Genomic DNA, 12,632 nt, shown 5'->3' with positions numbered 1-12,632 from the left:
GCCCACTCTCAGGCCGACCGCAACGCCTCCGTAGGCGACAGCCTCGCCGCGCGGGCCGCCGGGTAGAGGCCTGCGACCGCGCCGATCAGCAGCGCGGCGGCGATCCCGCCGCCGATCGCCTCCGCCGGCACAACCGATGTCCAGCCGCGCGCCTTCGCGTAGCCGCCGGTGACCATGGCGCCGATCAGGATCCCGGCCGCGCCGCCCACGACGGCCAGCAGCAGCGACTCCACGAAGAACTGCGCGCGCACGTGGCCGCGCGTGGCGCCCAGCGCGCGGCGCAGGCCGATCTCCGACCGGCGTTCCAGGACCGAGATCACCATCGTGTTGGCGATGCCGATCCCGCCCACCAGCAGCGCGACCGCGCCGAGGCCGAGGAACAGCCCGGTCAACGCGGAGTCCGCCTCGGCTTTGGCGGCCAGCGCGTCGGACGGGCGCGAGACATCCACCTCCTCCGGGTTCTCCGGGTTGGCGGCGCTCGGCATAAGCGCGCGCACGTCGGTGACGCGGTCCTCGTCGGCGCGCAGGTAGACCGTCGACGCCGACCGCTCGGCGCCCAGCCACCGCACCGCCGCGGCGTAGCCGACGATCACCGACCGGTCCAGACCTTCCGCTAGCTCCAGCGGCCGCATGATCCCGACCACCGTCCACCAGCGCCCGTCGATGTAGACGCGTTCGCCCGGGCGGTCGATGCCGAGCGTCGCCGCGGCCTCGGAGCCGAGCACGACCGCCGGCGTCCGCGCGCTGCCCGCGTTGAGGAAGCGCCCGCGCGAGAGCGAGCCGCCGAGCGTCGACAGCAGCGTCGGATCGGCGGCGGCGATCGCGATCCCGCCGGTCTCGTTGGGGTCGATCTTGTCGGTGCGCCGGACGCTGCCGTCGACCGAGCGCACGCTCGCCACCTGCTCCACCCCGCCGATCCGCGACAGCGACCGGCGCGCCGCGCGCGGGAGCGTGGCGTCGTCGCCTCCGAGCGTCTGGCCGGGCGACACCGTGAGCAAGTTGGTGCCCAACCGGTCCAGCTCGTCGAGCAGCCCTTGACGCGACGAGGCCGACAGGCCGAGCACCGCGACCATCGACGCGATGCCGATCGCGATCCCCAGCGCCGAGAGCGCGGCGCGCAGGCGGCGCGTGCGCAGGCCGACGGCGCCGACGCGCAGCAGGTCGGCCGGGAGCAAGCGCGAGGGCGTCGCTCCGCCGGCGGAGCTCGTGCTCATCGGTCCTCCTCGATCCGGCCGTCACGCAGCGCCACGCGGCGCGGCAGCGCGTCCGCGATCTCCGCGTCGTGCGTGATGACGACGACGGTCGTGCCGTCCTGATGCAGCTCGTGAAGCAACGCCATGATCTCGGCGCCGGTGCGGGTGTCGAGGTTGCCGGTCGGCTCGTCGGCGAAGACGATCGCCGGGCGGGCGACGACCGCGCGCGCGATCGCCACCCGCTGGCGCTCCCCGCCCGAGAGCTGGTCGGGGCGGTGGTCGAGGCGGTGCTCCAACCCGACGCGCGCCAGCGCCTCGCGGGCGGCGGCGGCGCGGCGCGCGGCCGGCACCGCGCCGTAGACCATCCCCTGCGCGACGTTCTCGACGGCGTTCATCCCGTCCATCAGGAAGAACTGCTGGAACACAAAGCCGATCCGGTGCGCGCGCAGCCCGGCGAGCTCACGGTCGCCGAGCGCATCGACGTCGGCGCCCGCGATCGTCACGCGCCCGCTCGACGGCCGGTCCAGCGTCCCCATCACGTGCAACAACGTGGACTTGCCCGAGCCCGACGGGCCGATCACGCCGACCAGCTCGCCGTCGCCGATGTCCAGGTCGATGCCGTCCAGCGCGCGCACGCCGCCGGGGTACTCCTTGGTGACGTCCTCCAGGAGGAGGCTCATGCGGGCACCACGACGCGATCGCCCTCGCGGAGGGAGTGGGCGGGATCGGTTTCGATCTGGACGTAGCCCTCGGCGAACGCGCCGAGCGTCACCGGCACCAGCCGGCGCGAGCCTGCGAGCTGGACCGCGTACTTGGCGGTGCCGACCGCGACCAGCGCGGTGACCGGCACGGCGAGCGCGTCCTTGGTCGAGCCGGTCGCAAACGTGACCGAGACCGGCGCGCCGTCGAGGCGCAGCCGCTTCTTCGAGCGCAGCCGCATCGTCACCGTAACCGTCGGGCTCTCGCCCTGCTCGCCGGGCCTGGCGACCGTGCCGATCGTGCTGATCCGGCCCTTGACCTCGCGGCCGTCGGGCAGCAGGACCGTGACCGCCGCGCCTTTGCGCAGCGTGGAGGCGACGCCCGCGTCGGTCGACGCGGTGACCCGCGGCGTGCGCTGCGTCAGCTTGGTCACCGCCCCGCCGGGCCGGACCGCGTCGCCGATCTGCGCCGAGTGCGCGCCGATCCGCGCGGGGCCGTCGCTGACGACCAAGTCATCGGCCTTGAGCGTGCCGGTCTCGGTGAGGTCGCGATCCTCCTGGAAGTCCCTGACCGCCGCGGTCGTCGAGGACGTCCAGTCCGTGTCGACCGTGCCCGGGTCGTAACCCAAGGCCTCCAGGTTGCGCTCGAGCTGGCGGACGTCGGAGCCGTCGTCCATCCCGGGCTCCAGGTCGCGGTAGAACGGGCGCTTGCCGTAGAGCACCCAGCCGGTGGCCTGGGCGTTCACGGACAACATGGACCAGCCGCGCCGGACCGTCGTGCCCTCGTCGCGCAGCCGTGTGATCGTCCCGGCGGCGGGCGCGGTGACGACCTGCGTGGTCGCGAAGCCGAGCGTGCCGTCGACGTCCTGGCGGTCGACGAGGTCGCGGCGCTGCACCGTCGCGCTGCTCAGCGGGATGCGATCGTTGACCGGCGACCCGGCGCTCTCGCCGTCCTCGGGCAGCAGCAGCCACGCGCCGCCCGCCGCGGCGGCGCCGAGCGTCACCGCCACGGCGACGGTGCGAACGCCGCTCACTTCCCTGCCTTCTGCGCCGTCCGCGGTCCGCCGCCCATGACGTCGGCGAGCTTGCTCTGGCAGACCTTCTCCGCCGCCTTGAACGCCGGCGCGTCCGGGTTGAGGTTCACCGAGCCGTCTTTGGTCCTGATGCTCAGCTCGACCTTGTTGCCGGAGAACTTCGGGTCTGGGAACTTCGGGACGCCGTTCTGGCGCATGCACTTGGAGTAGGCGAGCATCGCGTCGCGCTGCTTGGGGTCGTCGCCGGGGCCGGGCCCGCTGCCGCCGCCGTTCTCCATGAAGTGCTGGCACTTCTTCTCCGCGGCCTCGATCTTGGCCTCGTTGATCGGCGCCTCGCCCTTGCCGCCGCCCATCCGCTGGAGGATCCAGCCGTCGCCTGACTTCTGCGGGTCGGGCATGTCGATGCCGTTGTCGCGCATGCACTTGGCGAACTTCAGCGCACCGTCGTAGGCCTTGTCCTCGTCGCTCTTGGGCGGCTTGCCGGAGGCGTTTCCGCCGCCGTCCGATCCGCATGCGCCGAGTGCGAGGGCGGCGGCGGCCAGCGCCGCGATCATCACCGGGTTCTTGATCATGGACGACATGAAGCACTCGGCACATGAGAGTTCGCTGAACGCTGGGGAGGGGTCAGCTAATAGCGGGCGCTATGCGGGCAGCGTGAAGCGCAGCAGCGTGCCGCCGCCCTCGGCGCGCTCGGCGCGGACCGTGCCGTGATGGTCGTCGGCGACGCGCTTGACGATGGCTAGGCCGAGGCCGGATCCGGGCAGCCCGCGGGCCGACGGCGCGCGGTAGAAGCGGTCGAAGACGTGCGGCAGGTCGTCCTGCGCGATCCCCGGGCCGTGGTCGCGGACCGTGACCTCGCCCTCGCGGACGGTGACCTCGATCGGCGCGTCCGGCGGGCTCCACTTAACCGCGTTGTCCAACAGGTTGCCAACGGCGCGCGCCAGCGCCGGACGCCGGGCGCGGACGACGGTCGCGACGCCGTCGACCTCGAACGGCGTGTTGGGCGCGTGGCGGCGCGCGCGCTCTACGGCGGCGCCGACCAGCTCGTCCAGGCGCAGGTCCTCGGCCGGCTCGGTGAGGCGCTCGCCCCCAGGACGCGCGAGGTCGACGAGGTCACCCACGAGCACCGTGAGGTCCTCGAGCTGATGGCGTGCCGAGGCCAGCACCGCGGCCCGCTCGGCGTCGGGCAGCTCGGTCGCGCGCTCCAGCAGCTCGATGTTCGCGCGGATCGCGGTCAGCGGCGTGCGCAGCTCGTGCGAGGCGTCGGCGACGAGCTGGCGCTGCTGATCGCGCGAGGACTCCAGCGCGGCGAGCATCGCGTTGAACGACGCGGCCAGGCGACCGGGCTCGTCGTCGGCGTCGTTGGTCGGGAGGCGGTGGTGCAGCTCGCCGGTCTCGGTGATCCGCCCGGCGGTGGCGGTGAGGCGCGACAGCGGCCGCGTCGCGATCCGCGAGACGCCGAGGCCGAGCGCAGCAGCCAGCCCGAAGCCGCCGAGCGTGACCAAGAACAGGATGATGCGCAGGCGACCGAGCGTGTTGTCGACCTCCGCCAGCGGACGAGCGATCTGCAGCGCGGAGCCGTCGGGCTCGCGCCGCGTGAGGACCCGGACGTGGTGGCCTTCAAGCGTCTCGTCGCGCAGGAACGTGCCGATCTGGCCGGCCGCGACCTTGCGGACGTCCTCGTTGACCGGGAGCGCGTCGGCGGCGTCGGGCGGGATCGTCTGGCCGTCGCCGAGCGTGGCCTGCGCGACGCCGGACGCGCCGCCGAAGGCGCCCGGCCGGACCTGGATGCGCACGTCCTGCATGCCCTTGCCGACCATCGTGATCTCCGGCTCGGTCTGGAACAGCTCGGCGTCGAGGTTGTCGCGCAGCTCCTGGCGGACCAAGACGTAGGTCAACACGGCGCCGAGCGCGATCGCCGCGGCGACGGCAGCAGCGCTGAGCAGGACGATGCGCCGGCGGAAGGTCATGGCTTTGGGGCGCGCAGCACGTAGCCGAAGCCGCGCACGGTGTGCAGCAGCCGCGGCTCGCCTCCGGCCTCGGTCTTGCGGCGCAGGTAGCCGACGTAGACCTCCAGCGAGTTGGAGGCCGGGCCGAAGTCATAGCCCCAGACGCCGTCGAAGATCTGCTCGCGCGTGAGCACCTGGCGCGGGTGGTTCATGAACAACTCAAGCAGCAAGAACTCGGTCCGGGTCAGCTCGATCGCCCGCCCACCGCGGTGGACCTCATGGCCGATCGGATCGAGCTCCAGGTCGGCGAAACGCAGCGCCTGGCGCTCGTCCTCCCAGCCGCTGCGGCGCAGCAGCGCGCGCAGCCGGGCCAGCAGCTCCTCCAGCGCAAAGGGCTTGGGCAGGTAGTCGTCGGCGCCCGCCTCCAGCCCCGCAACGCGGTCGTCGACACCCTCGCGCGCGGTCAGCATCAGCACCGGCGTGCGGTCGCCGACGTCGCGCATCCGCCGGCACACCTCCAGCCCGTCGAGCCCGGGCATCAGCACGTCAAGCAGCACCGCATCGGCCGGCGCCGCCGCCTGCGCCCGCACCGCCTCACGCCCATCCTGCGCCAGCGCGACGTCGAACCCCTCCACACGCAGGATCCGCTCCAGCACCTCCCGCACCGCGGGCTCGTCGTCCACTACCAGCACCCTCATCGGCGGGCATTGTCTGGGAACAACCTGAAGACCAGGTGAGGACCGGCGGCGCGATAGGTTCGGCGACCATGACCACCTCCTCCCCCTTTCGCCCCATGGACGCGACGCTCGACGGCTACGTGTGGCTACCGCGGATGATCGACAAGGCGCGGGCGGCGCGGGCGGGAACGCTGGGTGATGCGGTGCATCCGTGTCCGGTGGACCGGCGCACGTTGAAGCACTTGGGCGTGTCGTTTGAGGAGTTCAGCGCGATCATCGCGCGGACGGAGACCGACGAGCAGGTGCTCGCCGAGCTGCGCGCGCTGGGCATCCCAAGCGCGCAGGACGCGTGGTTTGACGCGCTGGCGTGGGAGGACGCGCTGCAAGAGATGGTCTGGCGGTCGGAGGCCGAGTCGATCACCGATCGCGAGGAGCGCGAGGTGATGATCCTGTCGACGAGCGAGGATCTGACCGTGACGTGGTCGCGTTACGAGCACGGCGAGCGCGGGCCGGACCTGCACCTGCACCGCCGCCACACCGACGCGTTCTACATCTTGACCGGGACCATGCGCTTCGAGATCGGCGAGCACGGCGAGCGCGTGGTCGACGCGCCGGCCGGGACGCTGGTCGTGGCCCCGGCGCTGGTCGGGCACTCGTTCCACAACGCCGAAGCCGACGACGTGACGTGGCTGAACATCCACGCGCCGGACGTGGGCTTTGCGACGTTCCTGCGCGACACGACGCCGTTTGACAGCGACGACATGCCCTTGCCCGACGGCTCGCGCGGGCTCAGCGCCGACCTGGCGACGGTGGTGCGCGGCGAGGCCTTCGCCTACGGCGGCGCGGGGTTCGCGTTCACGACCGACGGCTTCCGCGCCGAGGTCTCCGTGCCGGGCACGGACACCCGCGTCAGCTACTGCCTGGTGTAACCGGCAGCGGCTTGCCGGTCACGACCGACTCGGGCCGCTCGGCGACGACGTCGGAGCCCGGCCGCGCGGCGTCGTCCTTGCGCTTGATCAGCAGCCATTGCGGCTTCTTAGTCGCCGCCCCGCCGCGGCCGCCGGTGCGCTGCAGCGCAAAGCCACCCGACAGCTTCTCGCCGTGCAGGACGAAGACCGCGTGGCCGCGCTCGTCGACCGCGCGCGGCCAAGGCACGCGACCGCCCTGTTCATATAGGCCTCGGTCCCAGATGATGACGTTGTCGCCCTCGTAGTCGTTGTGGGCCATCCCATGGTCCTCAACTTGAACGGCGAGCCGCTTCACGCCCGGGTCCAGCGACGGCCCCTTCGGCACCGCCCACGAGCGCATCACGCCATCGACCTCCAGGCGGAAATCCCAATGGTGCGCGGTCGCGCGGTGCTCTTGGACGACGAAGACGCCCGCGGGCACGCCGCGCGGCGCGAACTGCTCGTGGCCCTCGCGTTTGGCGGTGCCGAGCGACACCGCCTCCGGTCCTTCGGCCGCGCCGAGGAACGCGGTCAGCTCCGCCAGCGCGCCCGCCTCGCCCTCGGCGTGGACGCGCACCGCGCCGTCGTCGCCCGCGCGCGCCCAGCCGGACAGCTCCAGCTCGCGGGCGCGCGCGATCACCGCGTCGCGCAGCGCGGCCGGATCCGCAGACCCGGCCACCTCCGCGCGAAACGCTCCGGCGCTCTGGCTCACTTCAGGGACTGTGCCACAGCTTCCAGCGCGTCGAAGGCCTCGTTCATGCCGCCCTCCATCCCGGAGTTGACGTGCCCGTCGCGGTTCTCCTGCGTGAGGTGCTGGACGAGCGTGCGCAGCAGCGTCTTTCCACCGCCGGCATCGGTCAACGTCATGGTGTTGACCGACTCGGCGTCCGGGAAGCCCTCGAAGACCTCCGTCGAGACGATCCGCTCGCCCTCGACGATCTCGCGGTACTCGCCGTGCCAACCGAGCTCACCGTCGAAGCCCGGCGCGGTCGTCACGTAGCGCCACGTCCCGCCGACCCGCAGGTCGATCTCCGCCGAGACCACCTCGCCGCGCTTCCCGCCCCACCAGCGCTGCACGAGCTCGGGCTCGGTCAGCGCGCGCCAGACCTGCGCCGCCGGCGCGTCGAACTCCCGCTCGATGAGGATCTGCGCGTCCGCGGGCAACGTCACGGTCGCCTTGCCGCTACTGCTGGTCATCGACATCTCCTGTCTCCTTCTGCTTGAGGTCTGCCAACACGGCGTCCAACGCCTCGTACCGCTCGGCCCACAGCGCCTCGAAGCCCGTGACCCAGTCATGGATCGGCTTCAGCGCCGCGCCGTCGATGCGGTAGAACCGCCGCCGCCCGTCCTCCCGCACGTCAACCACCCCAACTTCGCGTAGGACCCGCAGGTGCTTGGACACCTGCGGCTGGGTCAGCCCCGTCGTCTCGACGAGGTCGCCCACCGACCGCTCGCCCTCCGCCAGCAGATCGAGGATCCGCCGCCGCTGAGGCTCAGCGATCGCTCCGAACACGTCCGCGGTGGTCGCCGTGGGAGCCATGCGACGCATCATATGCTGATATCGGCATATGTCAAGCGGAGCGCGTCAGCTCGGCGACCACCGAGGTCGCCAGCGTCTCCATCAGGTCGACCTGGTCGCGCGTCCACTGACGCGGGTGGTCGTCGATCGCACAGAGGCTCCCGAGCGCGTGCCCGTTCGCGTCGACCAGCGGCGCGCCGAGGTAGGCCACCACGTCGGAGCCGGGCGTCGGGACCAAATCGGCCAGCAATGGCTCCTCGCGCGCGTCGACGATCGCCAACGGCTCCTGGCGCTCGACGGCGTGGCGGCAGATCGACCGCGCCATCGGAACCGCCGCACCCTCGATGCCCGCAAGACCCGGGCAGCTCAGCACGTGCTGCTCGGCGTCATCGATCAGCGACACCATCGCCACCGGGACGTCGAGGACGCGGCGCACGACGTTGGTGACGCGGTCGAGGTCCGAGTTCTCGGCCCGCCCGACGCGACCGGTCGCGCGCACGGCGGCCACCCGCTCCGGGTCGGCGACCACCGCGCCGGCGCCGTTCTGCGCGCGGCGGCGCGCGGTATCCGCCAGCTCGGCCAGCGACGCGAGCGCGTCGTCCTCGCCACGGCGCGCGGCCAGCGTGGCGATCCGCAACAGCGCGGCATCGCGCACGAACTGGGCGACGCTGACGCCTTCACGGCGCGCCTCGCGATCGAGCGCCTCCCAGAGGTCGTCGCCGAACCGGACGGTGGAGACATGCATAGCCATTGAGATAGACAACCTAGCGAGTAGGTTGCTGATCCGCCATCGGATCTCCAACAGATGTCCATAAGCTGAACTAAGCGATGCCGGATCAGCGAACATCGTTGTCATGAAGCTCAGCCGCCGCCTCGCCCCCACGGTTCCCACCGCCGCCGCCAATCCCGTCCCCTCCGAGGTCCCCGGCCTCGCGTCCGTCGCCGACGCGCTCGACGGTCTCGTCGCCGGTCTCCAGGCGATGGCGCACGGCGACCTTCGCCACGAAGCCTCCCTCCCGCTTCCCCCCACCGACGCCCCGCCGGCCGTCGTCGCCCTGAACGCGACGGCCGGCGCGGCCGTCGAGGCCTACAACCTGATGCGCGAGCAGCTGCGCGGCGCGCTTGGCGACCGCTCGTCGCTCCAGGACCTCGACGCGCGCCTGGCCAGCCTCAGCGGGCACTGCCTCACCGGCCTCGGCGAGGGCCTGGCCGCGATGAGCCGCGGCGACCTCACCGTCACCGCCGATCCCGTCACCACGCCGCTGGAGGCCCTGCCCGGCGAGCGCCTCGGCTCGCTCGGCGACCGCTTCAACGTCATGTTGACCCAGGCCCAGTCGGGCCTGCACTCCTACAACGAGACGCGCGCGGTGCTCGCCGGGACCGTCGGCGAGATCGCCGCGACCTCCGCGGCCGTCGCGATCGCCGCCTCCGAGATGTCGGAGTCCGCCGCCCAGAGCGGCCAGGCGATCGACGAGATCGCGCGCGCCACCACCGAGGTCGCCGCCGGCGCCGAGCAGCAGGTCAGCACCGTGATCGAGTCCCAGGAGCTCGCGCGCCAGGCCGTCACGGTCGCCGGGAGCACCGGCAACGCGGTCGCGTCCGGCGTTGCGATGACCGTGCGCATCGCCGCGATCGCCGACCAGACCAACCTATTGGCCTTGAACGCCGCGATCGAGGCGGCCCGCGCCGGCGAGCAGGGTCGCGGCTTCGCGGTCGTCGCCGACGAGGTCCGCAAGCTCGCCGAGTCCGCCTCCGAGGCCGCGCGCGAGACCGAGCAGGCCTTCGGCTCGGTGACCGCCAGCGTCGACGAGGTCACCGCCTGCATCGGGCGGATCTCCGACGCCACCGACCAGGTCCGCTCCGTCGCGGAGGGCACCGGCGCGGCGACCGAGCAGGTCTCGGCCTCCGCCCAGGAGTCGGCCGCCGGCACGCAGCTCGTCGCCGGCGCGGCGCAGACGCTCGCCGGCCGCGCCCGCGAGCTCGACGCGCTCGTCGGCCGTTTCACGCTCTAGCCCTCCGCCTCCCCAGCCCTCACAACCCAGACCAACCCCACCATGATCACCCCCGCTCCCTTCCCCACCCCCACCGCTGACCTCCTCGCCCGCCACCGCGTCACCGTCACCGGCCCGGCCGACGGCCGCCCGCTGCTGTTCGCGCACGGCTTCGGCTGTGACCAGGCGATGTGGCGTCGGGTCGCGCCCGCGTTCGCCGACCGCTTCAAGGTCATCACCTTCGACCACGCCGGGTCCGGCGCGCCCGACCCCGCCTGGCCGTTCGTGCCCGAGCGCTACCCGTCGCTGCTGGCCTACGCCGACGACGTCCTGGCGATCTGCCGCGCGCTGGAGCTGGAGGACGTCACGTTCGTCGGCCACTCGGTCAGCGCGATGATCGGCGCCCTGGCGGCGATCGAGGAGCCCGAGCGGTTCGCGTCGCTCGTGCTCGTCGGACCGTCGCCGCGCTACCTGGACGACGCCGATGCTGACTACCGCGGCGGGTTCGACGACATCGCGGTCGGTGGCCTGCTCGACGCGCTGGAGCGCGACCAGCTCGGCTGGTCGGCCACGATGGCGCCGCTGATCATGGGCAACCCGGAGCGGCCCGCGCTCGGCGCCGAGCTGGAGGCGTCGTTCTGCCGCACCGACCCGGCCGCCGCGCAGCACTTCGCACGCCTCACGTTCCTGTCCGACAACCGCGCCGACCTCGCCCACCTCACGGTCCCGACGCTGATCCTCCAGAGCCGCGAGGATGCGATCGCTCCGCCGGAGGTCGGCGCCTACGTCCACGCGCAGGTGCCGGGCAGCGAGCTGATCGTCCTCGACGCGACCGGGCATTGCCCGAACCTCAGCGCGCCGGACGAGGTCATCGCGGCGATTGCTAGCCGTGTCCCTGCCTGACTCGGCGACGTCGCCAGACGCGCTTCAAGACCTCTATGAACGCTCGCCCTACGGCGCGCTGACGCTCCTGGCCGACGGCACCGTCGGCCGGGTCAACCACACCATGTTGCAGGCGCTCGGGCAACCGGCTGAGGCGGTGCTCGGGCGCCGGCTGCCCGAGCTGCTGACCGCCGGCTCGCGCGCCTACCTGGAGGCGCACGGCCGCCCGCGGCTGCTGCTCGCCGGGACGCTGCGCGACCTGCCGATCGACTTCGTGCGCGTCGACGGGTCGCCGTTGACGACGCTCCTGCACATGCGCGCCGAGGATCACGACGGCACCGAGCTGTTGCACGTCAACGTGCTCGACGCGACCGACCGCCGCCGCGCCGAGGACGCCTTGCGCCACCGCGCGCTGCACGACGCGCTCACCGGCCTGCCGAACCGCGCGCAGCTCGAGGAGCGGATCGTCGCCGCGGTCCGCACGCTGGGCCCCGGCGAGCGCTTCGCGCTGCTGCTCCTGGACCTCGACCACTTCAAGACCATCAACGACGCGCTCGGCCACGAGGCCGGCGACGACCTGCTGCGCCTGGCGGGCGCGCGGATCGCCGAGGTCGCCGGCGCGGGCGCGCTGGTCGCGCGCCTGGGCGGCGACGAGTTCGCCGTGCTGGCCCCCGCGCCGACCGATGACGCCCGCGCCCGCGGGCTGGCGGGCGCGATCCTGGCGGCGCTCTCAGAGCCGCTCGGCGGCTGTCCCGACGGCAGCGGCAGCCACGTGCTCGGCGCGAGCGCCGGCCTCGTCATGGGCGACCGCCGCGGCACCGCGATCGACCTGCTGCGCGACGCCGATGTCGCGATGTACCGCGCCAAGGCCGAGGGCCGCGGCCGCGCCGTCGCCTTCGACGCCCCCATGCGCGCCGCGGCGCAAGAGCGCGCGCGCACGATCGCCGAGTTGCGTACCGCGCTGGCCGAGGGCCAGCTGCGCGTCCACTACCAGCCGGTCGTCGCGGCGCACGACGGCCGGATCACGAGCATGGAGGCACTCGTGCGCTGGCAGCACCCGGAGCGCGGCCTGCTCGCGCCCGGAGCGTTCATCGCCGCGGCCGAGGAGTCGGGCCTGATCTCGGAGATCGGCCAGTTCGTCCTGCGCGAAGCCTGCATGCAGCTCGCGCGGTGGCGCGCGCAAGGCGTGGCCAGTGACGAGCTTGGGATCGCGGTCAACGTCTCGGCGCGCCAGCTCGCCGATCCGCACCTGCCGGCCCAGGTCGCGGCGACGCTCCGTGCAACCGGGCTGGACGCGACGCCCGCGTCGGTCGGGCTGGAGATCACCGAAAGCACGCTGATGAGCGAGACGACCTCGACCGAGACGCTCGCCGCGCTGGCCTCCACCGGCGTCGAGCTGCTGCTCGACGACTTCGGCACCGGCGCCTCGTCGCTGGCGCGGCTGAAGCGCTTCCCGGTCGACACGCTGAAGGTCGATCGCGCGTTCGTGACCGGCCTGGGCGCGGGCGACGGGACCGACGACGCGATCGTCGCGGCGATCATCAGCCTCGCCGATGCCCTCGGGTTGCGCGTGATCGCCGAGGGCGTCGAGACGCGCGGCCAGCGGGATCGCCTGCACGGCTTGGGCTGCGAGCGCCTACAGGGCTACCTGTTCTCCCGACCGGTCCCGGCCGCGGAGATGCGGGCGCTGCTGGGCGGCGCCCGCACGCCTGCGGCCTCGGCCGCCGCCGCCGCCGCGTGAA

Annotated in this window: 14 protein-coding genes; 4 read left to right on the top strand and 10 right to left on the bottom strand. The window is 73.0% G+C overall.

Translation table 11 applies throughout. From position 1 onward, the window contains the following. Nucleotides 1–8 precede the first annotated feature (8 nt). The 6 genes from ACT01A_RS24675 to ACT01A_RS24650 form a co-directional block, all read right to left on the bottom strand. Nucleotides 9–1,214 carry an ABC transporter permease gene (locus ACT01A_RS24675; RefSeq protein ID WP_445149765.1) on the bottom strand — a complete coding sequence of 402 codons (1,206 nt, stop codon included), beginning with the start codon at nucleotides 1,212–1,214 and terminating at the stop codon, nucleotides 9–11. Continuing rightward, entirely contained in the window at nucleotides 1,211–1,873 is a 663-nt protein-coding gene (locus tag ACT01A_RS24670) for an ABC transporter ATP-binding protein (RefSeq protein ID WP_445149764.1), read from the bottom strand. The genes ACT01A_RS24675 and ACT01A_RS24670 overlap by 4 nt, the downstream gene beginning before the upstream one ends. After that, nucleotides 1,870–2,925, bottom strand: a complete 1,056-nt coding sequence (locus ACT01A_RS24665; protein WP_445149763.1) for an efflux RND transporter periplasmic adaptor subunit — start codon at nucleotides 2,923–2,925, stop codon at nucleotides 1,870–1,872. Before ACT01A_RS24665 ends, ACT01A_RS24670 begins: the two co-directional genes overlap by 4 nt. After that, nucleotides 2,922–3,497: a hypothetical protein gene (locus ACT01A_RS24660; RefSeq protein WP_445149762.1), complete on the bottom strand. Its 576-nt coding sequence runs from the start codon at nucleotides 3,495–3,497 to the stop codon at nucleotides 2,922–2,924. Before ACT01A_RS24660 ends, ACT01A_RS24665 begins: the two co-directional genes overlap by 4 nt. A gap of 69 nt (nucleotides 3,498–3,566) precedes the next feature. Next, a complete protein-coding gene (locus ACT01A_RS24655; RefSeq protein ID WP_445149761.1) occupies nucleotides 3,567–4,895 on the bottom strand; it encodes an ATP-binding protein in 1,329 nt (442 codons plus the stop codon). After that, on the bottom strand, nucleotides 4,892–5,572 hold the full coding sequence (locus ACT01A_RS24650) for a response regulator transcription factor (protein WP_445149760.1): 681 nt from the start codon (nucleotides 5,570–5,572) through the stop codon (nucleotides 4,892–4,894). The genes ACT01A_RS24655 and ACT01A_RS24650 overlap by 4 nt, the downstream gene beginning before the upstream one ends. A gap of 68 nt (nucleotides 5,573–5,640) precedes the next feature. Between ACT01A_RS24650 and ACT01A_RS24645 the strand changes: the two genes are divergently transcribed. Then, nucleotides 5,641–6,480 (top strand): DUF5069 domain-containing protein, encoded by an 840-nt coding sequence (locus ACT01A_RS24645; RefSeq protein ID WP_445149759.1) that lies wholly within the window; start codon nucleotides 5,641–5,643, stop codon nucleotides 6,478–6,480. Here the strand turns inward: ACT01A_RS24645 and ACT01A_RS24640 are convergent. The 4 genes from ACT01A_RS24640 to ACT01A_RS24625 are packed head-to-tail and all read right to left on the bottom strand — an operon-like array spanning nucleotide 6,461 to nucleotide 8,762. After that, on the bottom strand, nucleotides 6,461–7,177 hold the full coding sequence (locus tag ACT01A_RS24640; RefSeq protein ID WP_445149758.1) for a DNA polymerase ligase N-terminal domain-containing protein: 717 nt from the start codon (nucleotides 7,175–7,177) through the stop codon (nucleotides 6,461–6,463). The two genes, ACT01A_RS24645 and ACT01A_RS24640, sit on opposite strands and share 20 nt — an antisense overlap. Before the next feature lie 29 nt (nucleotides 7,178–7,206). Next, nucleotides 7,207–7,695, bottom strand: coding sequence for an SRPBCC family protein (locus ACT01A_RS24635; RefSeq protein ID WP_445149757.1), 489 nt, complete (start codon nucleotides 7,693–7,695; stop codon nucleotides 7,207–7,209). Continuing rightward, a complete protein-coding gene (locus ACT01A_RS24630; protein ID WP_445149756.1) occupies nucleotides 7,682–8,038 on the bottom strand; it encodes an ArsR/SmtB family transcription factor in 357 nt (118 codons plus the stop codon). The genes ACT01A_RS24635 and ACT01A_RS24630 overlap by 14 nt, the downstream gene beginning before the upstream one ends. A gap of 31 nt (nucleotides 8,039–8,069) precedes the next feature. Beyond that, nucleotides 8,070–8,762, bottom strand: coding sequence for a GAF domain-containing protein (locus tag ACT01A_RS24625; RefSeq protein ID WP_445149755.1), 693 nt, complete (start codon nucleotides 8,760–8,762; stop codon nucleotides 8,070–8,072). A 109-nt stretch (nucleotides 8,763–8,871) separates the two neighbouring features. Here ACT01A_RS24625 and ACT01A_RS24620 point away from each other — a divergent pair, with 109 nt between their 5' ends. From ACT01A_RS24620 to ACT01A_RS24610, 3 genes are read left to right on the top strand one after another with little or no spacing between them, the layout of a single operon-like run. After that, nucleotides 8,872–10,029, top strand: a complete 1,158-nt coding sequence (locus ACT01A_RS24620) for a methyl-accepting chemotaxis protein (RefSeq protein WP_445149754.1) — start codon at nucleotides 8,872–8,874, stop codon at nucleotides 10,027–10,029. Nucleotides 10,030–10,071: 42 nt separating this feature from the next. Next, on the top strand, nucleotides 10,072–10,911 hold the full coding sequence (locus ACT01A_RS24615; RefSeq protein ID WP_445149753.1) for an alpha/beta fold hydrolase: 840 nt from the start codon (nucleotides 10,072–10,074) through the stop codon (nucleotides 10,909–10,911). Beyond that, a complete protein-coding gene (locus ACT01A_RS24610) occupies nucleotides 10,898–12,631 on the top strand; it encodes a putative bifunctional diguanylate cyclase/phosphodiesterase (protein ID WP_445149752.1) in 1,734 nt (577 codons plus the stop codon). The genes ACT01A_RS24615 and ACT01A_RS24610 overlap by 14 nt, the downstream gene beginning before the upstream one ends. Nucleotide 12,632 lies beyond the last annotated feature (1 nt).

The sequence above is a fragment of the Baekduia sp. Peel2402 genome (assembly GCF_052567285.1).
Note: the sequence above shows the minus strand (reverse complement) of the source record. Positions and strands in the feature narration are given on the sequence as shown.